We start from the raw sequence: 24089 nt of genomic DNA, 5'->3' as shown, positions 1-24089 counted from the left end.
GGTTCCCAAGGGGAAATGCGAGATATACAATGCGTGACAACGCTCACACGGAAGAGGTCGACATGCAGCACAAGCCCCTCGCCGGGATCCGGGTCCTTGAGTTCGGCGGATACATCTCCGGCCCCTACGCCACGTCCTTCCTGTGCTCGCTGGGCGCCGACGTGATCAAGATCGAGCGGCCGGGCGGGGGCGACGACTTCCGTCGCGGTGCCGACGCCGACAGCTTCTACTTCCGGCAGTACAACTCCGGCAAGCGCAGCGTCGCCGTGGACCTCAAGACCGCCGAGGGCATCGCGCTGGTCAAGGCCCTGGTGCCGACCGCCGACGTGGTCCTGGAGAACCTGCGCCCCGGCAAGATGGACGCCCTCGGGCTGGGCCGCGCTGACCTGACCGCTCTGCGTCCCGACCTCGTCTACACCTCGGTGACCGGCTTCGGGAGCAGCGGCGATATGGCCGCACGTCCGGCGTACGACATGATCGGCCAGGCGTTCGGGGGCCTGGTCTCCACGCTGAGCAACGCCGGCGACGCCCGACTCACCGGCACCTGCCTGGCCGACCTCATCACCGGCCTCTCCACCGCCACCGGGATCCTGGCCGCCCTGGTGGGCCGTGCCCACCACGGCGGCGGCCGGCACGTGGAGACCTCCATCAGCGAGGCCGTGTCGACGTTGACCATCGACGCGATGACGCAGTTCTTCGACTCCGGCCGGGCGCCCACGCGTCAGAGCCGTCACCCACAGGCACAGAACTTCTGCCTGCGCACCAGCAGCGGCGAGTTCATCGTGCTGCACCTCAGCTCCTCGCAGAAGTTCTGGGAGTCGCTGGTCGCCGCGCTCGGACGTCCGGCCCTGCTCGAGGACCGGCGGTTCGCCCGGTTCGCCGACCGTGAGACCCACTACTTCGAGCTCGAGCCGATCCTCGAGGCCGAGTTCGCCCGGCGCCCCGCCGCCGAGTGGGAGCAGCTGCTGATCGCGCACGACGTGCCCTTCGCCCCCGTGCTCGACGTCGACGGTTTCCGACGCCACCCGCAGGTCGAGGCGCTCGGCCTGTACGAGCCGGAGCAGGACGGGCTGGCGCTCACCCGCGTGCCGTGGCGCTTCGACTCCGAGCGGCCGCACCGCCACCCCGAGGCGCCGCGGGTGGGCGAGCACTCCGTCGACGTGGCCTGCGAGGTCTACCCCGCCGACCGGGTGCGCGACCTCGTCGACCGGGGAGTCCTGGCCCTTCCCCGCGATCCCGTCCACGCCTGAGGGCGGGATCGTGCCGTCGCGGTTGCCCGTCGAGCCTGGACTGGTCCACCTGCTGGCCCGGGCCGTGGGCGACGAGGCCGCTGCCCGCGACGCCCTGGCGACCGCCCCGGGCCAGGCCGCGACGCTCCCCCTCACCTGGACCCGGGCCATGGCCGAGCACTTCGACGACGCCGACGAGCTGCGTGCCTGGCCCGGCGGGGCGCCGACGCCGGTGGGCGGCTCGACCGGGCAGCTCCACGCCGAGCAGCACTTCGAGCTCCTGCGGCCCGTGCCGATGGGCACGACCCTGAGCGTGCGCACCGAGGCCGGACGGACGTGGCACCGCGAGGGTCGCTCCGGGGCGCTGGAGTTCGCAGAGCTCGTCACCGACTTCGTCGACGACCACGGGGAGGTGCTCGTGCGCAGCCGGAAGGTCGGCGTACGCCGCGGCCCGCCCGCCGCCGGCCCGCCCGCCGCCAGCCCCGCTCCCCCGCGACACGAGCCCGCCACACCGCCGCCCACCGAGCAGCGCGAGCACCCGGCCCTCCGCCCCGGCGCCCGCGACCTGTGGGGGTGGGGCGTCGGTGACGCCCACACCGCGTGCCTGACCCCGGTGCTCACCCGTGCCGACGTGGCGCGCTACGCCGGCGTCACCGGCGACGTCAACCTGGTCCACGTCGACGACACCGTCGCCCTCCGCGCGGGGCACCCTCGGGTGCTCGCGCACGGGATGCTCACGATGGGCCTGACGGCGTCCCACCTGACCGCGCTGGTCGGGCACCACCGCGTCCGACGCTTCGGGGGACGCTTCGCCGCCCCCGTGCTGGTCGACGACCGGCTCGACTGCACGGTGGGCCTCGCGCGCCTCGACGACGAGGTGTCTCCCTGGGTCGACCTCACCGTCGAGACCCGCCGGGGGGACGGCACCGCGGTCTTCCTCGGCGCGGCGCAGGTCGACCGACCTGGTCCGTGAGCCAGATCATGGGGACAAGCCAGCGGATAGTGCTGGCGAAACCCGGAGCAGTACGGCAGTCTGGATCATCAGCAATCATAAAATGCATCAGATATCTTCGTGAAGGAGGCAGATCATGGCTCGCAGCATCGGCGGGGCGTCCGCCCGATCGCCCAAGCGGCAGCAGCTCCCCGAGGAGGTCGCCGCCTACGTCCGCGAGCTCATCATCTCCGGCCAGGTCAAGCCCGGCGAGTTCCTCCGCATCGAACCCATCTCCGAGGCCGTGGGCGTCAGCAACACCCCCGTGCGCGAGGGCCTGCTCTCGCTGCGCAGCCAGGGCTTCGTCAAGCTCGCTCCGCGCCGCGGCTTCGTGGTCGCCCCCTTCAGCCAGGAGGACGTGCGCGACCTCTTCTGGGCCCAGGCCCAGCTCGGCGGCGAGCTCGCCGCCCGGGCCGCCAAGCGCATCTCGCCCGAGACGCTCACACGCCTGGAGGAGATCAACGAGCTCTACACCAAGGCGGTCGACGACCGCGACGCCGAGGCGATCGCGGATCTCGGCCACCAGTTCCACCGCGAGATCAACCTCGCCGCCGACTCCCACCGTCTGGCCCTGCTGCTCGGCTCGGTCGTGCGCCACCTGCCCAACCGCTTCTACGCCAACATCGAGGGTCAGGTCGGCGAGACCCAGGACGACCACCCGCTGCTGCTCGAGGCGCTGCGTGCCGGCGACTCCCGCAAGGCCCGCTCGTTGATGGAGAAGCACATCCTCAAGGGTGGCGACCAGCTGATCGCCACCCTGACGGAGCGCGGCGTCTGGGACGACGCCGACTCCGACGCCTCCTGAGCCGACTCAGTCCTTCGGCCCAGACGCCCGGGGCGGCCTCCGCGGCCGCACCGGGCGTTCGTACGACGGGTCCTGGGCGTCCCGCGAACCCCGGTGCGACATCGACAGCCGCCGGTCCATCCGGCTGGCGTCGGTGACGCACTGCCAGTCGAGCACGACCAGCCGCGTCTGGATCCGCCACTCCCCCGCCCGGTGCGTCCAGTGGTCGAGGTAGCGCCCGCCCACCAGCTCGAGGGTGTCGCTGCCCGCGTTGCGGATCGCGACCTGGAAGTACGTCTCCGCGTGCGCACCACGGTGCTCGCCCGTGCCGTCGAGCTCGACGTGGTGGTTGTGCACCGCGTGCTGGCACGCCTCGCGGCGCGCCTGGGTGGGCATCCAGGTCTCGATGAACTGCTCGACGTCGCCGTCCATCTGGCCGTGCGAGTCGTGGGCGTCCGGCCAGAAGGCGGAGCGGATCAGCTCGGCGTCAAGCCGGTCCACCCCGCGGGTGTAGCGCATCAGGGCGTCCCAGATGGCCTGGCGGTCGAGCAAGCTCTGCCACCGGTCGGGTGTCACGTCCATGCACGTCCTCCTGCGGGAAAGGGCGACGAGGCCGCGCCCCGGGCTGGGGACACGGCCTCGTCGGTCGGGTGACCTCGGTGGGTCAGAACTTCTCCAGCGCCTTGCGGCCACCGAAGATCATCGCCACGATCACGCCGATGGCGGTCAGCACCGTCATCAGCAGGGCGATCACGGCGACCTTGGGGTAGGAGCCGCCGTTGTACTGGTCGTAGAGCACGACCGACATCACGCTCACGTCGGGCGCCCGCAGCAGCAGCGAGACGCCGAACTCGTGCGTCAGCAGGACGAACATGACCGCCGCCGAGGTGGCGATGCCGGTGCGCGAGAGCGGGAGGATGATCTGGAAGAACGTCCGCACCGGGTGCGCGCCGCTCACCTGCGAGGCCTCCATCGTCTGCTTCCCGAGCGAGACCAGCGTCGAGAGCTGGTAGCGCACGGAGTAGGGGATCATGATCGTCATGTAGGCGAGGATCAGGCTGAACTGCGTGCCGTAGATCCCGATCCAGTCGCTCGAGAAGGCGAAGAGGAAGCCGAAGCCGAGCAGGGCGGCCGGGACGGTGAGCGGCAGGTTGGCCAGCACGTCGAGGACCGTGGGCAGCGGCCTCCACAGCTTGTCGCGGTTGTAGATGCCCAGCGAGATGAGCATGCCCACGGGCAGCACCAGCAGCACACCCAGCACCGAGACGACCAGCGTCGTCACGATCGACTGGCGCACCTGCTCGTCCTCGATGACCGCGGAGAGGTTGACCGACGTCATCGCGCTGAAGTCGAGCGAGCCGCTCCAGTAGGGCGAGAAGGCGACGAAGCCGATGGCCAGCAGCGGCAGGATCGCGGCGACGAAGACGTACGCCCCCACGATGGCCGCGCTGATGCCGCTCACCACGGGGCTGAGCATGCGGTTGTCGACGGTCGCGGTGCCCTGGCCCACGAAACGGGCCTGGTTGCCGAGCATCTTCTTCTGGGCGATGACCAGCACGATCGCCAGGATGATCAGCGGGGTGCCCAGCGCCGAGGCGAGGGCGTAGTCGACCGGGTACTCCGCGGAGAGCTCGTACATCTCGGTGGTGATGACGTCGACGCCCTCACGCCGCCCCAGGATGAGCGGACCGGTGAACTGGCCCAGGGAGAGCAGCAGCACGACGACGCCGGCGTAGACGAAGCTCGGACGCAGCAGCGGCAGGGTGATCGTGAAGAGGGCGCGAGCACCGCCGGCGCCGTTGACCCGGGCTGCGAGGCCGTAGTCGGAGCCCAGGTTGCGCAGGCCGGTGTAGACGAACATGTAGACGAACGCCGCCAGGTGGGTGCCGGTGTAGAAGATGATCCACGGCAGCGTGTAGACGTTGATCGGGCCGCTGTCGCCGCCGAAGAAGGGCGTCCACCGCAGGAACGAGTTGACGTAGCCGTTCTCCGGGGAGAAGAGGAAGACGAAGCCCACCACGTGGGCCACCGACGGGATGATCATCGGCAGCACCGGGGTGAACTCGAGCCAGCGGCGCAGCCCCGGCGTCATCGAGTAGGCGCACAGGGCGAGGATCGTGCCCATCGTGAGGCCGACGACGAGGCCTCCGACACCGAGCATCAGCGTGGTGCGGAAGACCTCCCCGATGCCGTGGAAGTCGGTGAGCCGGCGCATGCCGTCGGCGTCGTTCTCCCAGGCACGGATCTGGAGCGGGATGATCGGCAGCAGAACGGCCACTCCGACGGCGACGGCCAGCAGCACCCACAGGAGCTGGTGGCCCTCCCCACCGGGGATGAGGCGACGCCGGGTGCGGGCCGACGGGGTCGGCTCCGGGCGCGTGGCCTCGGCCACGGGCTTGTCGAGTGTCTTGGTCATGGTCGCTCCTACGTCAGATCGCGGCCCAGTCGCGCACCAGGCGACCGTCGGCGTCGTAGCAGAGGACGCTGTCGGTGGCGAGGCCGATGTCGACCTTCGCCCCCGGCTCGAAGACGCCTCGGGTGGCCGGCACGTCCACGAAGAGCGTCTGGTCACCCAGGCGCACGACGTGCTCGGCGTGGTCGCCGGCCGGGAGGACCTCGATGAGCTCGGCACCGGTGATCCAGTGCCGGTCCTCGTCGCCGGGGGTGCCCGCAACCCGCAGGACGGGGTCGGCGTCACGCAGTCGCAGGGCGAACCGTCCACCCAGGCCGGGGCGTACGAAGCCCTCGAGCGGCACGCCGGCCACGGTCGCGCGGCCGTCGCCCTCGGTGTGCAGCTCGAGGCGGTTGCGAGCGCCGAGGAAGTCCGCGACGTACTCGGTTGCGGGGAAGCTGTAGACCTCGGCCGGCGGGCCGATCTGCTCGAACTGCCCCTCCTTCATGACCGCGACCCGGGTGCCCAGGGCGAGCGCCTCCTCCTGGTCGTGGGTGACGTAGACGCCGGTGAAGCCGAGCTCGCGGTGGAGCAGGCGCAGCTGGGCGCGGAGCTCGATGCGGAGCAGGGCGTCGAGGTTCGACAAGGGCTCGTCGAGCAGGAGCAGCGCCGGACGCGGCGCCAGGGCGCGGGCCAGGGAGATGCGCTGCTGCTGCCCACCGCTGAGCTCCGGCGGATAACGGTCGGCGAGGTGGTCGCACTGGACCACCTGGAGGACCTCGTGGACGCGACCGTTCTTGAGCTCGTCCTTCATCTTGCGCGCCTTGAGCGGGTAGGCCACGTTGGCGGCCACCTTCATGTGCGGCCAGAGCGCGTAGTTCTGGAAGACCATGGCCACGTCACGCTTGTTGGGCTGCACGAAGACGCGGGCGTCGGCGTCGACGACGGTGGTGTCACCGAGCTCGACGCGTCCCTGACCGGGCTTCTCCAGGCCGACGAGGCAGCGCAGGAGCGTGGTCTTGCCACAACCACTCGGACCGAGCAGGACGAGCAGCTCGCCCTGGGCGATCTCCAGGCTGATGTCGCGCAGGACGTGCACCGCCTCCTTGCCGCGGTGGAACGTCTTGTTGAGGTTGCTGATCTTCACCTGGGCGGGGCCGTTGCCGGCCGGCGCCTGCTGCGCCGGGTTGGCGTCTCGGTCCATCACTTGACTCACGGGGGGCCTCCTGGCTGTAGGAGCGGCGCCCGACGCACGCGCGGTTCTTGGTGCGCGAGGGGACGGGGCCGCGGATCGGGGGTGGGGACGTCAGTCCCGGAAGTACTTGTCGAACTTGGCCTGGGAATCGTTCATGACCTCGGGCGTGTAGGGCGCGGAGTCGAAGAAGGTCCAGCCCTCGCTCAGGTCGAGCGCGCCCTTGACGTCCTCGCGGCCGGAGGCGCCGAAGCCGTCGCCGTTGATGGCCTCCTGGCCCTCCTCCGACATCACGAAGTCGAGGAAGACACGTGCGGCGTTGGGGCGCTTGGAGGTCTCCAGCGCGGCGGCGCCCCACATGATCGAGAAGCCGGGCTCGGGAAAGCCGAACTCGACGGGCGCCTTCTGCGCCTTCAGGTCAGCCACGATCGAGGGGGTGGAGATCATGGTGACGCCGGCTTCGCCACTGGCGACGGCCTGCCCCATCGGGACGGCGGAGGTGTAGAACTTCGGACGCTGGTCGCCCAGGTCGGACATGAACTCCTCGCCCAGCTCCTTCTCCATGAAGTCGTACGTGGCCGCCATCGAGGTGGTGAGGTCGCTGCGGGTCGCGAGCTTGCCCTTCACCTCCGGCTTGAGCAGGTCGTCCCAGGTCTTGAAGCCCTGCGGGAAGGTCTTGGTGTTCCAGACGAACATCGTCCACGGGTACTTGGTCGGGATGATCGCCTTGTCCTCGACGGCCCAGAAGTCGTCGGCCCAGCCGTCGACGTGCGGGCCGTCGACCTCGAGCAGGTCGTCGGAGAGGTCGCCGAACAGGTCGGGGTCGGTGTAGATGAAGACGTCGGCACCGTCGCTCTTCGAGCGGATCTCCTGCTCGACGCGACCGGGCAGCTCACCGGCACCTCGGGTCACCGAGACCTCGATGCCGGGGTGGGCCTTCTTGAAGGCCTCGACCAGGGCGTCGTTCTGGATGGGCGGGGCGACGCTGTAGAGGTTCACGCGTCCCTCGTCCTCGGCGGCCGCGACCACGTCCTCCCAGGGGCCGTCGACGAGGGTGGCCGCGTCCTCGCTGCCGCCGCAGGCGGCCAGGCCGGTCATGGCAAGCAGCGCGAGGGCGCTGAGTCCGGCCTTCAGGCGATGGTTCTTCATGGTGCTCCTAGGGGTGTGCAAGGGAGGACTGGGGGTCCGGGCTGGTGGTGTTGCTGCGGGCTTGCTGCTGAGGGGCGTGCTGGGTGCGCCTGGACTGGGCGTGGCTCTGGGCTCGGGCCGGCGCCGAGGTGCGCGCGAGAGGTCAGGCGCTCGGAGGCTTGTCCGGCATGGCGAGGGCGTGGACCGAGGTGGCCTTGCGCTGGTCCATGCCGAAGGCGTCGGCGGTGGGGATCCTGAAGACCACGCGACCCTCGGAGAGCCAGATCCGGTCGTGCTCGGGGCCGTCGACCCCGGGCTTCGGGTAGCGGTGGTGCATCGCGAGGCTGTAGTGGTCGTCGGGGTCCTCGATCTCCTCGGCCACGGCGTTGACCAGCACGTAGCCGTGGATCGCCTCGTGGTCGAAGATGCTGACCGAGACGCGAGGATCGCGACGCAGTCGTTTCACCAGTCCCCGGTCAGGGGTGCTGGAGAGGTAGAGGTGGTCGCCGTCGTAGTAGTAGCCGAGGGGGACGACGAAGGGCGACCCGTCCTTGCGGACGGTGCCGACGGCTGCGAAGCGGCCCTCCTGCCTCAGGTAGGCGTCGATCTCCTCCGCCGTCATGGTGGTCTCACCCAGGTCGATCACTTCTCGCACCTCCGCGTCATGCATCACGTTTCGTGCATTATGTGCGGAAGTTCGTTCCCGGCGCAAGGGGTTCATGTGGTCCACGTCACCGAGAAATCGGAACACCGTCAGTTTCGTGCTGGATGCCAACCACATCGTGCTTGATATGTGATGGAGAGTTGTCCCGTTTCGCAGGTAGGATCACGCCTTGACGAAGGAGAGTTCCATGAGCCAGAAGATCGTGATCACCGGGGTCGACGGCAGCGAGACCGCCGCAGCAGCTGCCCGCACCGCCGCCGAGCTGACGCAGGCCTACGGAGGACGTCTCCACGTCCTGTCGGCATACGGGAAGTACAAGGCGGACACCTTCTCCAGCGGGGAGGAGGAGATCGTCTTCACCACCGTGAAGGATGCCGAGCGCACCGCGGACAGCACCGTCTCGGAGCTGCGCCGCGACTTCCCCGCGATCACCATCACCTCCGCCCCCTCCGAGGGAAAGCCCGGCGAGGCCTTGGTCAAGGCAGCCGAACGGCTCGACGCCGACCTGATCGTGGTGGGCAACCGTCGGGTCCAGGGGCCCGGTCGCCTGCTGGGCAGCGTGGCGCGCGACGTGGCCGCGCACGCGACGTGCGACGTCTACGTGGCCTACACGCACCAGCGCTGAGTCACAGCGACGCCCGCCGGGAGGTGGGTGCCGACGTGCCAAGGAGTCAGCCGCGTCCGAACGACGGCTTCTCCTTCGCCAGGAAGGCGCGCACGCCCTCCTTGAAGTCGGGTCCGGAGTAGACGTCTCCCAGCATCGGGCGATCGAAGTCGGGCTGCACCTCGTTGGCGCGCACCTGCGCGTTGAGCTGGCGCTTGGAGGCCCGCTGGGTCGTCGCCGACGCGAAGGTGATCTCACCGACGAGTGCGTCGATGGAGGCGTTGAGATCCTCGGTGACCTCGGTGAGGGCGCCGACGTCGTAGGCCCGCTCGGCGTCGACGAGGCGCCCGGTCAGCAGCATCGTGCGCGTCACGCCCTCGCCGAAGGCGGCGGCGCAGCGGTAGAGCACCGGCGCGGAGAGCGCGTTGCCCAGCGTCTTGGCGATCGGATAGCCGAAGCGCGACTCCGGCGTGGCGATGCGGATGTCGCAGTGGGTGGCCACCGCGAGGCCGCCGCCGACGCAGACGCCGTCGATCGCGGCGATGGTGACCTGGGGCAGGTCGAAGAGCGCGGCGAGCATCTCACCGATCCACTCCTCGTACGCCGAGGCGTCGTCCTCGTCGAGGAAGTCACCGATGTCGTTGCCCGCGGCGAAGGCGCGCCCGCCGGCGCCCCGCAGCACCACGACGCGTACGTCGGGGCGCGTGGCGAGGTCCTCGAAGAGGGCGCGCATCTCGGCGTACATCGCCTTGGTGAAGGCGTTGTGGCGCTGCGGACGGTTGAAGACGACGGTGACGACGCCGTCGGCGCTGGTCACGAGAAGTTCGGAGTCGCTCACAGCGTCAGCCTAGAACTTCCGGTGCCTGCGCCGACGACGGGGCGTCACGTGGCGGAAGCCAGGAACTGCGCGTAGGTCGTGATCGGCACGGAGACAGTCGAGGCTGCGCCTGGAGGCGTGATGGTGAGCGACCACGAGGTCGCCGAGCCCTTGCGGACCGAGTCGGGCGGCCTGATCGCCGTGGTGACGACGTGCGGTGCGCCGGCCGGCAGCTGCGGGAGGGTGACGATGGCCTGGCCACTGGCCGGACGCTGGGTCGTGGCGAAGACGGCCGGCGTCACCGCGACCTTGGGGCTGACGTCGAGGACCGTGAACTCCTTGTTGGTCGTGGCGTCCGCCGGCACCGCGAGGTTGAGCTGGACGTTCGGCACCGCCGTCGTCCCCGAGTTGGTGAGCTGCGTGACCCAGAGGACCGACCCGGCGGGAATGAGCCCCCAGTAGAGCTCCTGCCCAGAAGGAATCTCCGCCCCTTCCGGGCGCCAGAAGAGCGACGACGTGAAGGCGACCTGCCCGGAGCCGTTGCCCGAGCCTGCGAAGGCGGGCGTGGCGGCGGCGAGGGTGATCGCAGGGGCACTCCAGGCCGCGGTGCGCAGGACGCCGCGACGGCTGGGAGTGAAAGGTCTTGCGGAGTCGTCTGCACGGGTCATGGCGGGTCCAGTCATGGGGCTCGAGGGCTGCGGTTACCACACAGTAGGGATGTGTGATCCGGCTCTCAATGCCGGTCGGATGCTGGACTACCGCATTCTGGGTAGGGCTAGGCGCGGTCGTAGCTCGCGCTTCCGCAGGAAACTCCTTCGGCACCGCTGGCACCGCTGGCTCCGGTTCTCCCCCTCCGCCCTCCACGTCTCCGCAGGAAACTCCTCCGGGGGAGAGACGCAGCCACGCTCAAGAAGCGGAGGCGACGCCGGCAACCGCCTTCCGAGTCGTGAGCCGGGGGGGTTACGCGGCAAGCCCGAGCTCGCGGCGCCGCCTGATGACCACGTCATTCAAGGCGTCGCGCACCTCCTCGGGGCGGTTCATGGCCTGGCCCCACACGAACCGGACGACCACCAACCCCTGGCGCGCACACTCGGTGTAGCGGTTCACGTCCTTGCGCAGCCCAGCCGGGCTGCTGTGGAACTCATGCGACTCCGCTTCGATCACGATGCCCAGCTCTTCGTCACACAGGTCGACCCGACCCACTCGCTGGATCTGCACCTGTGGGACCACGCGGAGCCCGGGCACGTCCCGGGCGAGCGCGCGCACGACCGACTCGAAGGGGTTGGCCGCCCGCGGATCGGCAGCCTCGATGACCTCCGACGCTTTCGAACGACGGTTCCGGCTACTGCGTCTCAGTGCAGCCACCAACTGACGGCGGTCCACCACCCCGCTGCGCAGCGCGGAGTCAGCGACGGCGAGTGCTTCGTCGAACGGCAACGCTTTCGCGCAGTCGACGACCGTCCTTGCTGGTCGAGTGACATGACGTGTGATGTCGGCATCCGGTATGTCTGCCCACCGAATCTCGAGGTTGGCGACCGGCCGACGACGGCTCCGGGGCAGCGTCACCCAAGGCCTGGCCGGCTCGTGCTTCAACTTCCAGTTCCAAGTGGTCGCCGCACTGAGATGCGACACGACCCCTCCCGCGGCAACTGCTGCCGCGACGTGGACATCGGTGTCCACCAAGGCGTACCGGTTCCGGCGCAGTCGGACGATCCGGCCGTCGGTGACAGCCCGTCTGATCTGCCATTCCGTGCACACGCCGGCCAGCTCCTCGTACACGACAACGCCTCCGAGCTGCCGCAATGCCTCGACCACGTCCATGGCCGCAGCGTGGCGGTTCCAGACGAACCACGTACGCCGTCGTGCACAGCCTCCTCGGCCCGGAAGGCAGCTGGGGCGTTGCCGGCGGTTTCCCAGCGTGGGTGCCTCGCCAGAACCGGGGAATCTCCTTCGCTGTCGAGGAACTCACGCCCCCGAAGGAGTTTCCTCCCGGAGCGGAGCCCACCACCACCATCAGCCGCGGTACCCCCGCGGGTTCTGCGACTGCCACCGCCACAGGTCGGCCATCATCTCGTCGAGGGTCCGCGTGGCTCTCCAGCCGAGCTCGGACTCCGCACGCGACGGGTCCGAGTAGGAGTAGGTGAGGTCTCCCCCGCGGCGCGGACCGACGACGCGCTTGATCTCCACGCCGCTGGCGCGCTCGAACGCGGCCACCACCTCGAGCACGGAGCTCGACGTGCCGGTGCCGAGGTTCCAGGCCCGCGCCCCGATGCCGGGCGTCGCGGCCAGGTGGTCGAGCGCGGCGACGTGGCCCTCGGCCAGGTCCATCACGTGGATGTAGTCGCGGTGGCCGGTGCCGTCGGGGGTGTCGTAGTCGTCGCCGTAGACGGTGAGGTGCTCACGCAGACCCACGGCCACCTGCGAGATGAAGGGGGTGAGGTTGTTGGGGATGCCCTGCGGGTCCTCGCCGATCTGGCCGGACGGGTGCGCGCCGACGGGGTTGTAGTAGCGCAGCAGGCCGACGCGCCACGCGTCGTCGGAGGCGGCGAGGTCGGTCAGGATCCGCTCGATCATCACCTTGGTCTGGCCGTACGGGTTGGTGGCGACCAACGGCTCGTACGTCTCCACGTTGGGCACCGGCGCCTGGTCGCCGTAGACGGTGGCCGAGGAGGAGAAGACGATCGTGCGGGTGGCGCTGGCGGTCATCGCCCGCAGCAGCGACAGCGTCGACTCGAGGTTGGTCCCGTAGTAGAGGGTCGGCTTCTCGACCGACTCCCCCACGGCCTTCAGCCCGGCGAAGTGGATCACCGCGTCGTAGCCGCCCTCGGCGAAGAGCGCGGTGAGCCGCTCCTCCTCGCGCAGGTCCATCTCGTGGAGCACGACCGACCGTCCGGTCAGCTGCTCGACGCGGCGGATCGACTCGGGCGAGGAGTTGTCGAAGTTGTCGACGACCTCGACCTCGTGGCCCTGCTCGAGGAGCGTGAGCACGGTGTGGGAGCCGATGTAGCCGGCACCGCCGGTGACCAGGATCTTCATGCGCCCGACCCTACTTGTCGTCGACCACCCCTCGTCGCCTGCCACACTTGCGCCCATGCCTCGCTCGTCCTCCACCCCGCCCCGTGCCCTCATCACCGGGATCACCGGCCAGGACGGCCTCTACCTGGCCGAGCTGCTGCTGTCCAAGGGCTACGAGGTGCACGGCATCATCCGCGGACAGAACAACCCGCGCCGCGAGCTGGTCGAGGAGCTGGTGCCCGACGTACGCCTGCACAACGGCGACCTGACCGACATGTCGAGCCTGATGCGGGCACTGTCGGTCTCGCAGCCCGACGAGGTCTACAACCTGGGCGCGATCTCGTTCGTCGCGTACTCCTGGGAGAACGCCGCGCTCACGTCCGACGTGACCGCCAAGGGCGTGCTGACGATGCTCGAGGCGTTGCGCCTGTACGCCGGTGACGACCTGGGCGGGGTGCGCTTCTACCAGGCGTCGAGCTCGGAGATGTTCGGCAAGGTGCAGGAGACCCCGCAGCGCGAGTCGACGCTGCTGTGGCCGCGCAGCCCCTACGGGGTGAGCAAGGTCTTCGGCCACTACATGACCATCAACTACCGCGAGTCCTACGGGATGCACGCGAGCTCCGGCATCCTCTTCAACCACGAGTCTCCGCGCCGGGGCGAGGAGTTCGTGACCCGCAAGGTCGCCAAGACGGTCGCCAAGATCCACCTCGGCCTGGCCGACGAGCTGGTGCTCGGCAACCTCGACGCGCGCCGCGACTGGGGCTACGCCGGCGACTACGTCGAGGCGATGTGGTTGATGCTCCAGCAGGACGAGCCCGACGACTACGTGATCGCCACCGGCGTGAGCCACTCGATCCGCGACCTGGTGACGATCGCCTTCGACCAGGTCGGCGTCAGCGACTGGGAGAAGTACGTCCGCCAGGACCCGAAGTTCCTGCGTCCCGCCGAGGTCGACACCCTGGTCGGCGACGCATCCAAGGCCAAGCAGGTGCTCGGCTGGGAGCCGAAGGTCGACTTCGAGACGTTGGTGCGGATGATGGTCGACGCCGACCTCGACGCGCTGAAGGCCGGCTGGAAGTGAGCGCGTCAGCCTCGGGTGGCCGGGCGCTCATCACCGGGGTCGCCGGGCAGGACGGCTCCTACCTGGCCGAGCAGCTGCTCGCCGACGGCGTCGAGGTCCACGGCCTCGTACGCCGCGACGACGCCACCACGTACGTCCCCGAGGGCGCGACGCTGCACGTCGGCGACGTCACCGACCCCGAGTCGACCCGCGCCCTGCTCAACGACCTCGGCCCCGACCTGGTGGTCAACCTGGCGGCGATGAGCTCGGTGGCCCAGAGCTGGTCGGAGCCCGAGCTCTCCTACGCGGTCAACGCCGAGGCGGCGATGGCCCTGCTCGAGACGGTCGAGGAGATGGCCGACAACGGTCACGAGGTCCGGTTCGTGCAGGCCTCCAGCGCCGAGCTCTTCGGCTCCCCCACGGTCAGCCCGCAGGACGAGTCGACGCTGCTCGCGCCGACCAACCCCTACGGCGTGGCCAAGGCGACGGCCCACCGCGCAGTCGCCGAGGCCCGCGCCCGCGGGCTGCACGCGAGCAGCCTCATCCTCTACAACCACGAGTCGCCGCGGCGTCCGGCCACCTTCGTGACCCGCAAGATCACCATGGCCGCGGCCGCGATCGCTCGCGGCGAGGCCGACGACCTGGCCCTGGGCAACCTGGACGCCCGCCGCGACTGGGGCTGGGCGCCCGACTACGCCGACGCGATGGTGCGCGCCGGCCGAGCGGAGGCTCCCGGCGACTACGTGATCGCCACCGGCGTGAGCCACTCGGTGCGCGACTTCGTGGCCGCGGCCTTCACCGCCGCCGGCGTCGACGACTGGGAGCAGTACGTCCGCGTCGACCCCGACTTCTTCCGCCCGGCCGACGCGACCGAGCTGGTGGGTGACGCCAGCCGTGCGCGCCGGGCCCTGGGATGGGCACCGACGCGCACGTTCGAGCAGGTGGTGGCGGCGATGGTGGCCGCCGACCTGGGCTGACGACTCAGGCTGACGACTCAGGCTGACGACTCAGTCGGCGACCGGCGCCCCCATGTCGGGATCGATCGGCTCGTCCCAGTGGCTGTCGGAGCTGGGGTTGCACGGCGCCACCGGACCGTCGGCGACCCCGAAGTCGACCGAGGAGCGGGCACCGTTCTCGTACTGCTGCACGGAGGCCCAGAGCACGAAGGTCTGACCCTTGCCCACGACGCCTGAGTCGAGCTTCACCTGGAACTCCTCTCCTCCGATCGAGAGCTGCCGTCCCTTCGCCGACGTGTCCTCGGTGTAGCGGTCGTCCTGGCACTTCATCCCGGGCTGGAGGAAGTGGATGTCAGCCTTCACCCCGTGCTTGGCGAGCTCCCGCTCCAGGTTCTCCGCCCCGTCGAGGCGGTTGACCTTCACCGTCAGCTCGCCGTTGCTCTCGCTCACCGACCAGGCAGGGCTGGCCGTGAGCGAGGAGACCCCCAACGCGGTGACGCCGGCGGCGACCAACCCGCCGAGGCTGACGCCGAGGACCGTACGTCCGCGACGCTTGCGCGCCGGTGCGGCGGCCTCGTTGAGCGCCACCTGGGCCTGGAGCTCGGTGAGCAGGGAGGACTCGAAGGAGTCGAGGGGCTGGTTGTCGCGTCGGGTCTCGGTGGTCATGACGTCGCCTCCAGGGCGGGAGCAGGGATGGGGGCAGGCACGGCGTCGCGCAGGGCGCGGCGGGCGCGGTGCCAGCGGATGCGGGCGTTGCCCGCGCTGATCCCGAGGACCTTCGCGGCCTCGGTGAGCGGCAGCTCGTCGACGGCGACCAGCTCGACCAGGGCGCGCTGTCCCTCGGGCAGTGAGGCCACCCGGGCCAGGAGCTCACGGCCGCGGGCGTGGTCGCTGATCCGCTCGACGAGGCGCTCGGTGGCGTCCTCGTCGAGCAGGCGTCTGCCCTGCAGCCGGCCGTACGCTGCGCTCTCCCGCGCCGCCGACCGCGCGTGGTCGCTGATCACGTTGCGGGCGATCCCGGTGAGCCAGGCCCGCGGGGGTCCGCTGCTGCGCCGGTAGCCACTCGCGGCCACGATGACGCGGGAGAAGATCTCTGCGGTCAGGTCGGCTGCCGTGTGCGGGTCGGTGGTCCGCAGGGCGACGTAGCGGCTGACGTACGCCAGGTGTTCTCGGTAGAACACCTCGAAGGCCTGCGGGTCGGTGCCGATCCGTGTCGGCGCGGTGTTTGTCTCCATGCCCCTACTTCGCCGCAGGCAGGTGTTGCGTTACGCCTCGCCCAGAAGTCCCAGGAGGTAGTCACCGTAGCCGGACTTGCGCAGCGGTTCGGCGCGCTTCGCCAACCCGGCGTCGTCGATGAAGCCCATCCGCCAGGCGACCTCCTCGGGCGCCCCGATCTTGAAGCCCTGGCGGCCCTCGATGGTGCGCACGAAGTTGCTGGCGTCGTTGAGCGAGTCGAAGGTGCCGGTGTCGAGCCAGGCGGTGCCGCGCGGCAGCACCTCGACCTGCAGGCGGCCCTCCTCGAGGTAGCGGCGGTTGAGGTCGGTGATCTCCAGCTCGCCGCGCGCGCTCGGGCTGAGCTCGCGGGCGTACGAGACCACGTCGTTGCCGTAGAAGTAGAGGCCGGGCACGGCGTACGGGCTGCGCGGGTGGGTGGGCTTCTCCTCGAGCGAGATCGCCCGGCCGTCGGCGTCGAACTCCACGACGCCGTACGCCGTCGGGTCGGCGACCTGGTAGCCGAAGACCGCCGCTCCGTCGATGCCGTCGAAGCGGCGCAGCTGGGTGCCGAGCCCGGTGCCGTAGAAGATGTTGTCGCCCAGCACGAGCGCGACCGAGTCGTCGCCGACGTGGTCGGCGCCGATCACGAAGGCCTGCGCGAGCCCGTCGGGGCTGGGCTGCACGGCGAAGGTGATCTCGATGCCGAACTGCGACCCGTCGCCGAGCAGACGCTGGAAGGCCTCGGCGTCGTGGGGCGTGGTGATGACGAGAACCTCTCGCACTCCGGCCAGCATGAGCGTCGAGAGCGGGTAGTAGATCATCGGCTTGTCGTAGACCGGGAGCAGCTGCTTGCTGACCCCGAGGGTGATCGGGTGCAGTCGACTTCCGGTGCCTCCGGCCAGGACGATCCCACGCATGGGCGCAACCCTAGGGGGTCGACCTTTGCCAACGTTGCACAAGTGCCCCCGTCACTCTGGCACCATTGGCGCGGTGAGTTACGTACGACGCCACTGGCTGATGTTCTCGCTGGGGGTGCTCGGGTTCCTGCTCGTCGTCCTCGGCCTCCTGGCGCTTCCCCTGCGTGGAGTGCCCGCAGACGCGAGCGCTGCCCAGGACGAGCTGACCAAGTCAGTCACCGCCCTGGGGGAGAGCCAACCCGACCAGGGCTGGAAGCACCTGGCGAAGGCGCGTGCCCACGTCGACGATGTCACCGCGGTGACCAACGGCCCCAGCGGCTGGTTCTGGGGCCTCATGCCGGGCGTCGGCTCCGGAGTGCGCGACGTACGCCACCTGGCCAGCGCGATGGACGACATGACGTCGGCGCTGGAGGTGGCGGAGGAGCTCTACCCTGAGGTCTCGGGTGAGGACTCGAAGCTGCTCGACCGCGGCAGCGTCGATCTCGAGGTCCTCGAACGGGCCGTGGTCAGCATGGAGCAGATCGGCGACCGCCTGCGTTCGGCGCAGGACCACCTCCACGAGGTCGACGGCACCAACTCCCTCGTCGGTGCGACCACCGCCGAGGCCCGTGACTCCGCGCTGCGCAAGGTCGATCCGGCGGTGGCTGGCTTCAACCGGATCGAGCCGCTGCTCGGCCAGATGCCCGACATGCTCGGCAAGGACGGCAAGCGCACCTACGTGGTCGCGCTGATGAACCCGGCCGAGATGAAGTTCTCCGGCGGATCGATGCTCACCTTCTCCCACGTCGACCTCGACTCCGGGACGCTGGTCCGCGGCCGGGTCCGCGACGTCGTGACCGCGCCCCCGCTCTTCAAGCAGTTCCACTGGGAGCCGGTCGAGGGCAACACCTTCGCCACCGACGGCGCCCGCCGCATCACCCACGCCAACATCGCCCCGTCGTGGCCGGTGGCGGGCGAGGAGACCCTGCGCGCATGGGAGATCCTGACGCGCATGGAGCCCGACGGCGTGATCGCACTCGACGTCCAGGCGCTGGCGCGCCTGCTCGACGTGACGGGTCCGCTCGAGGTGGAGGAGGTCGGCACCGTCACCTCCGCCAACCTCGTCCAGCTCACCTCCGGCGACTACGCCCGCTTCAGCCTTGAAGAGCAGCGGAAGCGCAAGCGGCTCAACAAGGCGCTGATCCCGGCGTTCATGGACCGGATCTTTTCGGGCGTCGACTTCGTCGGCACGATGCTCGCCCTCAACGACTCCGCGAAGGGCCGCCACCTGGCCCTCTACCTGCGCGACGACGATGCCCAGGAGGCGATGGCGCGGCTGGGCTTCGACGGCGACCTCTCCGACACCGACGGCGACTACGTCGGCGTCTTCACCCAGAACCTCGTCGGTTCGAAGGCCGACTACTTCCAGCAGAAGACGCTCACTTCCGACGTGAAGCTCCGCGGCGACGGCTCGGCGCGCGTCACACTGGAGGTCACGCTCGACAACCTCGGGCCCGCCTCGATGCCGGGCGAGATGCACGCCTACACCGACCCGACGCTCGAGGTCCGCCTCGCCGCCTTGCTCCCCAAGGAGGCCGAGCTGGTGGAGGCCATCAGCTCCACCCCGGCGGGAGTCGAGGCGGTCGAGGTCAGCGACGACGACTACTTCGGTCGTCCGTTCGTGACCCAGGACGTGAGGCTCACCGCGGGGACGGCGGCAGGGCTGCGACTGACGTACGAGGTGCCGAACGCGGCGGTGCTCAAGAACGGGACGCTGACCTACCGCCTCGACGTCGACCCGCACCCGACCGTGCGCCCGGAGAACGTCAAGGTCACCGTGCGGTGGCCACCCGGCTTCACGGCCACCGACCTCCCCGAGGGCTGGGAGTCCGTCAAGGGCACCGCCCGCCGCAAGCTGGCGCCCCTGTCGGGCGTCTCGTCATGGACGTTGCGCGCCAGCCAGTGACCAGCCAGTGACCTCGCGGCGACGCGGCTCTACGGGTTCGCCGCTCGGGAGGTCGCGCGGCGCGCCGGACGGCCGCTCAAGGACGCGGTGACCTGACGGAGCATGTCATGCTGGCGCGCGACGCCGTGCCGCCGTGCCGCCGAGGGAACGAGTACCACCATGACTCGCAAGCTGCTCCTGCTCCTCGCCGCACTGGGTGTGATCGCCGCGATCACGATCCCGCTGGGGATGCAGGCGTGGGACGAGGAGGACGCCGCCCCCACCTCGGCCGCCAGCACGCGGGACACGCAGCCCGTCGGTGAGCCCACGCCGGTCGCGGAGCCGTCCTCGCCGGTCGCGGAGCCGTCCTCGACGGTCGAGGAGCCGCCCTCGACGGAGCCGTCCGGGGCCGCTGACCCGATCCCGTTCGGGCTGTTCCCGCTCGACCGGGGGTGGGCGAAGACCTACGGCCAGGCCTTCATCGACGGCCCCAGTCTCCGCGGCGCCGGCATCCAGATGCCGGAGGGCCACTGCCGTTGGGGGGTGCTGTACAGGTCCGGGTTCCAGGACCAGCTGAGCACTCGCGTCGGAGGCCTCGGCGAGGTCAGTCGCACCCGTCAGATCCTGGGCTACGAGAGCGCCGACGCCGCGCAGGCAACCCTCCGAGCACTGCGTGACGCGGTCGCGAGCTGCGCCGTCTTCAACGACTCGTACACCGACAAGGTCGCCTTCACCGCGGAGGTCTTCGAGTCGATCGACAAGGCGAACGCCCGCGCCGGAGCCGGGACGTTCACCTTCGCGTACACCGCGAGCGGGGAGTCGGACCCGTTCGGCGTGCTGTACCAGTTCGCGGTCGTCGACGACGTCCTCTACGGCAGCAGTCAGTACGGCGACTGGACAGCGGAGTCGGCCGGCGACGCCGTCACCCTCATGGACCGGGAGAACGCTGCGCTCATCCCGCTCCTGTCCCGCCTCCAGCGGTAGGACGACGCCGCCAGTGGGACGGAGCGTGACCGCGGATCCGGGCCCGGCCACCTCGCCCTAGACTCCGACCTCATGGAGCGAGTTCTTGTCACCGGCGGCGCCGGCTTCATCGGATCCAACTTCGTGCACCACCTCGTGCGCGAGACCGACGTGGCGGTGACGGTCCTCGACAAGCTCACCTACGCCTCCAGCCGGGAGGCGATCGACGCGCTGCCGAGCGACCGGGTGACGCTGGTCGTGGGAGACATCACCGACGCGGCGACGGTCGACCCGCTGGTCGCCGGGCACGACGCGGTCGTCCACTTCGCCGCGGAGTCCCACAACGACAACTCGTTGCACGACCCGAGCCCCTTCGTGCAGACCAACATCGTCGGCACGTTCACGCTGCTCGAGGCCGTACGTCGCCACGACACCCGCTTCCACCACGTCTCGACCGACGAGGTCTACGGCGACCTCCCCCTGGTCGACCCCAGCCTGGACGACCCCGAGCGCTTCACCGAGTCGACGGCGTACAACCCCTCGAGCCCCTACTCGGCCTCGAAGGCTGCCTCGGACCACCTCGTACGCGCGTGGGTGCGCAGCTTCGGCGTGCAGGCGACGCTCTCCAACTGCTCCAACAACTACGGCCCGTGGCAGCACGTGGAGAAGTTCATCCCGCGCCAGGTCACCGAGCTGATCGACGGCCGTCAGCCGCGCCTGTACGGCAGCGGCGCCAACGTCCGCGACTGGATCCACGCCGACGACCACTCCGCCGCAGTCTGGCGGATCCTCACCGCCGGCCGGATCGGGGAGACCTACCTGATCGGCGCCGACGGCGAGCACGACAACCTCACGGTGGTGCGCATGCTGCTGGAGGCCTTCGGCCGCCCCGCCGACGACTTCGTCCACGTCACCGACCGCGCCGGCCACGACCTGCGCTACGCGATCGACTCCACCAAGCTGCGCACCGAGCTGGGCTGGTCCCCGCGCTACGCCGACTTCGCCGAGGGTCTGGCACGTACCGTGGACTGGTACCGCGCCAACGAGGCGTGGTGGCGACCGGCCAAGGCCGTGACCGAGGCGGCGTACGCCGTGAAGGGACACTGACTGCCCGATGAGCAACGGAGCGCTCCCCCGCGTCGAGACCACGCCGATCCCGGGCCTCCTCGTCGTCCGGCTCGACCTGCGCGCCGACGCCCGCGGCTTCTTCAAGGAGAACTGGCAGCGCGAGAAGATGCTCGCCGCCGGGCTGCCCGACTTCGGCCCGGTGCAGAACAACGTCTCCTTCAACACCGACCGCGGGGTCACGCGGGGCATCCACACCGAGCCGTGGGACAAGTTCATCTCGCTGGCCACCGGCCGGATCTTCGCGGCGTGGGTCGACATGCGCGCCGGTGCGTCGTTCGGTGCGACCTTCACCCTCGAGATGGACCCCAGCGTGGCTGTCTTCGTGCCGCGGGGCGTCGGCAACTCCTACCAGACCCTGGTCGACGGGACCGCCTACACCTACCTGGTCAACCAGCACTGGCGTGAGGGGCTGACCTACCCGGCGTTGGCCCTCGACGACCCGACGGTGGCGATCGTCTGGCCGATCCCCCTGGCCGAGTCGGAGATCTCCGAGAAGGACCGCCACAACCCGCGCCTCGACCCCACGACCGCCATCCCGCGACAGCGTCCGCTGGTGATCGGCGGTGGCGGCCAGCTGGGGCGGGCCCTGGCGGCGGAGTTCGACGACGCCCACGTGGTGACGCGTGAAGAGCTCGACCTCACCGACGAGGACGCCGTCGAGTCGTGGGACTGGCGGGCCCACGACGTGGTCCTCAACGCGGCCGCCTTCACGGCGGTCGACGCGGCCGAGACGCCGGAGGGCCGCAGGGCCGCCTGGGCAACGAACGCCGCGGCGCCTGCCCGGCTCGCAGCGCTCGCTCGCGAGCACGGCTTCACCCTCGTGCACTTCTCGACCGACTACGTCTTCGACGGCCTTGAGTCCCCGACCTACGGCTACACCGAGGAGTCCCCGCTCTCCCCGCTGGGCGTGTACGGCCAGTCCAAGGCAGCCGGTGACCTGGCCGTCGCCGCGGCGCCGCACCACTACGTCATCCGTACGTCGTGGGTCATCGGTGAGGGCAGCAACTTCGTCGCCACCATGCGCCGGCTCGCCGAGCAGGGGGTCGACCCGAGTGTGGTCGACGACCAGCTCGGCCGGCTCACCTTCACCGGCGAGCTGACTCGTGCCACCCGCCACCTGCTGGAGAGCGGGGCGCCGTGGGGCCCCTACAACGTCACCAACAGCGGCCCTGTGCAGTCCTGGCACGAGGTCGCCCGCGACGTCTTCTCGCTCGTCGGCGCCGACCCCGAGCGCGTCTCGCCCACCACCACCGAGGCGTACGTCGGTGACCGGACCGACGTCGCCCCGCGCCCTGCGCGCAGCGTGCTGGACCTGTCGCGGCTGGCGGAGACCGGTTTCGTCAGTGAGGACGCGGCGACGGCGCTGCGCCGCCACCTGGCCTGATCAGCGGCCTGATCAGCGGGTCAGAGCCCGCAGCTTCTCGACCACGTGGGCGTCGGCGGACTCCACGACCCACTTGTCGTAGGCCGCTCCCGCGAGCTGCCGTCGTTCGGTCCAGGCGTCCGGGCCAGCAGCCAGGTAGTCGTCGAGGGCGCGGGTCCACGTCGTGGGCTCGCGATCCTCCACCACGACGCCACCACCGGCGCGCAGGACGTCGGTCCACGGCGTGGTGTCGGGGATCATCACCGGGCAGGAGGCCGACAGCGCCTCGGCGATCACGTGCCCGAAGCTCTCCTGCCGGGTCGGCATCGCCATCAGGTCGGCGGCGGCCAGCACCCCCTCGACCTCCTCGGGCCGCACCGGTCCGGCGACGTTGACCCGGACGTGGGGCGGGAGACGCGTGGCGAGGCTGCGACAGAGGTCCACGTGGCCGGGGTCCTCGAAGGGACCGTAGACGTCCAGGACCACCGGCGAGTTCACCTCCCGCAGCGCCACGAGCAGGACGTCGAGGCCCTTGATCGGGACGAGCCGCCCGAGGTGCACGAGCCGGAACGGACCCGGCTCGCGGGCCACGACCGCGCGGGCGGTGTCGGGCAGGTCGGTGTCGTCGCGGCGCACGACGATGCGAGCGTCCTCGCCCATCACGCGGCGGATGCTGACCGCCTCGGCCTCGGTGGAGGCGTGCCACACCACCCGCCGGGGCAGGCGCAGGAGCTTGAAGAGCCGGATGACCGCCATCTTCTTGGTGGTCTTGATCGCCAGCGCCTCATGGCCGAACTCGCCGCGCGGGGCGAGGAGGAACGTCGCTCCGCGCCAGCACCCGAGCCGCAGCAGCAGCCACGGCAGGATCGAGAAGAGGGGGTGGAAGAAGCTGTTGACATAGACGACGTCGGGGCGCGGCCTGCTGGTGCCCAGCAGGGTGCGCAGGAAGCCGGACAGGCTGCCCACGCTCGCGTACTTGATCCGGCCGTGCTCGCTCTCGATCCACTGGTCGCTCGCGACCCTCAGCTGCACGGACTGGTGGAGGTCCCGGTCGCTGGTCAGGACGTCGACCGACACGTCCCCGGGTGCAGCTCGCACGAAGGCGTCGAGCGTGCGGATCGGGCCACCACCGAGAAAGGCGGGTGGGAAGTGCGCGACGAGGACCAGCACCCGTTCGACTCGCATGTCACTCCCCTTCCCCCGGATCAAGGAAGCAGTCTGCCCCACCACGCTGCGCCGGGGCGCGAAGGCGGCAGGGGGTCTCGTCCTCTGGTCAGCCTCGCTGCGAGCGGCGGCGACTCAGTGAGCGGCGTGCGCCGCCTCCTCCTCGCGCCCGTAGTCGTCCTCGAGCCGGCAGATGTCGTCCTCACCGGTGTAGGCGCCGTGCTGCACCTCGATGATCACGAGCTCTTCGGAGTGCATGTTGGAGATCCGGTGGGCCGCGCCGACGCTCACATCGACGGACTGGCCGGGCCCGACCACGATCGTCTCGCCGTCGACGACGCAGGTGGCCATGCCGAAGATGACGACCCAGTGCTCGGAGCGGTGGGCGTGTGTCTGGTAGGAGAGGCGCTGGCCCGGGTCGACGTGGATGCGCTTGACCTTGTAGCCCTTGCCGTCGTCGATGACATGCCAGGAACCCCACGGTCGCTGCTCGGACTCCAGTGCCATTTCTGCTCCCTCTACCTGCGCCCCCGAAGGCGGACTCCCACAGCGTAACTCTCTGTTACCGGCCCGTCAGTGAGAT

24 protein-coding genes are annotated in these 24089 nt (G+C 70.1%); 10 read left to right on the top strand and 14 right to left on the bottom strand.

The window, feature by feature from the left end:
* Positions 1-62 precede the first annotated feature (62 nt).
* The 3 genes from FCL41_RS02330 to FCL41_RS02320 all read left to right on the top strand — a co-directional run bounded on the left by FCL41_RS02330 (position 63) and on the right by FCL41_RS02320 (position 3025).
* On the top strand, positions 63-1250 hold the full coding sequence (locus tag FCL41_RS02330) for a CaiB/BaiF CoA transferase family protein (RefSeq protein ID WP_137064148.1): 1188 nt from the start codon (positions 63-65) through the stop codon (positions 1248-1250).
* Between the two features lie 10 nt (positions 1251-1260).
* Positions 1261-2202: a MaoC/PaaZ C-terminal domain-containing protein gene (locus FCL41_RS02325; protein ID WP_137064149.1), complete on the top strand. Its 942-nt coding sequence runs from the start codon at positions 1261-1263 to the stop codon at positions 2200-2202.
* A 115-nt stretch (positions 2203-2317) separates the two neighbouring features.
* Positions 2318-3025 carry a GntR family transcriptional regulator gene (locus FCL41_RS02320; protein ID WP_137064150.1) on the top strand — a complete coding sequence of 236 codons (708 nt, stop codon included), beginning with the start codon at positions 2318-2320 and terminating at the stop codon, positions 3023-3025.
* Between the two features lie 6 nt (positions 3026-3031).
* Here FCL41_RS02320 and FCL41_RS02315 read toward each other — a convergent pair whose 3' ends face one another.
* From FCL41_RS02315 to FCL41_RS02295, 5 genes are all read right to left on the bottom strand, one after another.
* Positions 3032-3586, bottom strand: a complete 555-nt coding sequence (locus tag FCL41_RS02315; protein WP_137064151.1) for a nuclear transport factor 2 family protein — start codon at positions 3584-3586, stop codon at positions 3032-3034.
* Between the two features lie 82 nt (positions 3587-3668).
* A complete protein-coding gene (locus FCL41_RS02310; RefSeq protein WP_137064152.1) occupies positions 3669-5420 on the bottom strand; it encodes an ABC transporter permease in 1752 nt (583 codons plus the stop codon).
* A gap of 13 nt (positions 5421-5433) precedes the next feature.
* The gene (locus tag FCL41_RS02305) at positions 5434-6612 is read right to left on the bottom strand and encodes an ABC transporter ATP-binding protein (protein ID WP_212723029.1); all 1179 of its coding nucleotides are present in this window, start codon (positions 6610-6612) and stop codon (positions 5434-5436) included.
* Positions 6613-6702: 90 nt separating this feature from the next.
* Positions 6703-7737 (bottom strand): ABC transporter substrate-binding protein, encoded by a 1035-nt coding sequence (locus tag FCL41_RS02300; RefSeq protein WP_137064153.1) that lies wholly within the window; start codon positions 7735-7737, stop codon positions 6703-6705.
* A 142-nt stretch (positions 7738-7879) separates the two neighbouring features.
* Positions 7880-8362, bottom strand: coding sequence for a pyridoxamine 5'-phosphate oxidase family protein (locus FCL41_RS02295; RefSeq protein WP_170970117.1), 483 nt, complete (start codon positions 8360-8362; stop codon positions 7880-7882).
* Positions 8363-8567: 205 nt separating this feature from the next.
* On the opposite strand from FCL41_RS02295, the gene FCL41_RS02290 reads away from it, so the two are divergent.
* Entirely contained in the window at positions 8568-9005 is a 438-nt protein-coding gene (locus FCL41_RS02290) for a universal stress protein (RefSeq protein ID WP_137064155.1), read from the top strand.
* A 46-nt stretch (positions 9006-9051) separates the two neighbouring features.
* On the opposite strand, the gene FCL41_RS02285 is transcribed toward FCL41_RS02290, so the two are convergent.
* From FCL41_RS02285 to galE, 4 genes are all read right to left on the bottom strand, one after another.
* On the bottom strand, positions 9052-9822 hold the full coding sequence (locus tag FCL41_RS02285) for an enoyl-CoA hydratase-related protein (protein ID WP_137064156.1): 771 nt from the start codon (positions 9820-9822) through the stop codon (positions 9052-9054).
* Positions 9823-9866: 44 nt separating this feature from the next.
* Positions 9867-10469 (bottom strand): hypothetical protein, encoded by a 603-nt coding sequence (locus FCL41_RS02280; protein ID WP_137064157.1) that lies wholly within the window; start codon positions 10467-10469, stop codon positions 9867-9869.
* Positions 10470-10761: 292 nt separating this feature from the next.
* Positions 10762-11622, bottom strand: a complete 861-nt coding sequence (locus FCL41_RS02275) for a hypothetical protein (protein ID WP_137064158.1) — start codon at positions 11620-11622, stop codon at positions 10762-10764.
* A 192-nt stretch (positions 11623-11814) separates the two neighbouring features.
* Positions 11815-12837 (bottom strand): UDP-glucose 4-epimerase GalE, encoded by a 1023-nt coding sequence (gene galE / locus FCL41_RS02270; protein WP_137064159.1) that lies wholly within the window; start codon positions 12835-12837, stop codon positions 11815-11817.
* A 55-nt stretch (positions 12838-12892) separates the two neighbouring features.
* Here galE and gmd point away from each other — a divergent pair, with 55 nt between their 5' ends.
* A complete protein-coding gene (gmd, locus tag FCL41_RS02265) occupies positions 12893-13897 on the top strand; it encodes a GDP-mannose 4,6-dehydratase (protein WP_137064160.1) in 1005 nt (334 codons plus the stop codon).
* Positions 13894-14853, top strand: a complete 960-nt coding sequence (locus tag FCL41_RS02260) for a GDP-mannose 4,6-dehydratase (RefSeq protein ID WP_170970118.1) — start codon at positions 13894-13896, stop codon at positions 14851-14853. The genes gmd and FCL41_RS02260 overlap by 4 nt, the downstream gene beginning before the upstream one ends.
* Positions 14854-14883: 30 nt before the next feature.
* Here the strand turns inward: FCL41_RS02260 and FCL41_RS02255 are convergent, their stop codons facing one another.
* From FCL41_RS02255 to rfbA, 3 genes are read right to left on the bottom strand one after another with little or no spacing between them, the layout of a single operon-like run.
* Entirely contained in the window at positions 14884-15498 is a 615-nt protein-coding gene (locus tag FCL41_RS02255) for a hypothetical protein (protein ID WP_137064161.1), read from the bottom strand.
* Positions 15495-16067: an RNA polymerase sigma factor gene (locus FCL41_RS02250; RefSeq protein WP_137064162.1), complete on the bottom strand. Its 573-nt coding sequence runs from the start codon at positions 16065-16067 to the stop codon at positions 15495-15497. The genes FCL41_RS02255 and FCL41_RS02250 overlap by 4 nt, the downstream gene beginning before the upstream one ends.
* Positions 16068-16097: 30 nt before the next feature.
* Positions 16098-16964: a glucose-1-phosphate thymidylyltransferase RfbA gene (gene rfbA, locus FCL41_RS02245; RefSeq protein ID WP_137064163.1), complete on the bottom strand. Its 867-nt coding sequence runs from the start codon at positions 16962-16964 to the stop codon at positions 16098-16100.
* A gap of 73 nt (positions 16965-17037) precedes the next feature.
* Between rfbA and FCL41_RS02240 the strand changes: the two genes are divergently transcribed.
* From FCL41_RS02240 to FCL41_RS02225, 4 genes are all read left to right on the top strand, one after another.
* Positions 17038-18909, top strand: a complete 1872-nt coding sequence (locus FCL41_RS02240) for a DUF4012 domain-containing protein (RefSeq protein WP_170970119.1) — start codon at positions 17038-17040, stop codon at positions 18907-18909.
* A gap of 159 nt (positions 18910-19068) precedes the next feature.
* Positions 19069-19872 carry a hypothetical protein gene (locus tag FCL41_RS02235; protein ID WP_137064165.1) on the top strand — a complete coding sequence of 268 codons (804 nt, stop codon included), beginning with the start codon at positions 19069-19071 and terminating at the stop codon, positions 19870-19872.
* Between the two features lie 72 nt (positions 19873-19944).
* Positions 19945-20958 carry a dTDP-glucose 4,6-dehydratase gene (rfbB, locus tag FCL41_RS02230; protein ID WP_137064166.1) on the top strand — a complete coding sequence of 338 codons (1014 nt, stop codon included), beginning with the start codon at positions 19945-19947 and terminating at the stop codon, positions 20956-20958.
* A 7-nt stretch (positions 20959-20965) separates the two neighbouring features.
* Positions 20966-22363, top strand: a complete 1398-nt coding sequence (locus FCL41_RS02225; protein ID WP_137064167.1) for a sugar nucleotide-binding protein — start codon at positions 20966-20968, stop codon at positions 22361-22363.
* A gap of 12 nt (positions 22364-22375) precedes the next feature.
* On the opposite strand, the gene FCL41_RS02220 is transcribed toward FCL41_RS02225, so the two are convergent.
* Both FCL41_RS02220 and FCL41_RS02215 read right to left on the bottom strand, forming a co-directional pair.
* Positions 22376-23527 carry a glycosyltransferase family 4 protein gene (locus FCL41_RS02220; protein WP_137064168.1) on the bottom strand — a complete coding sequence of 384 codons (1152 nt, stop codon included), beginning with the start codon at positions 23525-23527 and terminating at the stop codon, positions 22376-22378.
* Positions 23528-23641: 114 nt separating this feature from the next.
* Entirely contained in the window at positions 23642-24013 is a 372-nt protein-coding gene (locus tag FCL41_RS02215; RefSeq protein ID WP_137064169.1) for a phosphomannose isomerase type II C-terminal cupin domain, read from the bottom strand.
* Positions 24014-24089: the final 76 nt, after the last annotated feature.

The sequence above is a fragment of the Nocardioides jishulii genome (genome assembly GCF_006007965.1).
GTDB lineage: Bacteria > Actinomycetota > Actinomycetes > Propionibacteriales > Nocardioidaceae > Nocardioides > Nocardioides jishulii.
The sequence above is the reverse complement of the archived record's forward strand: the minus strand, read 5'-3'. Positions and strand labels throughout refer to the sequence as shown.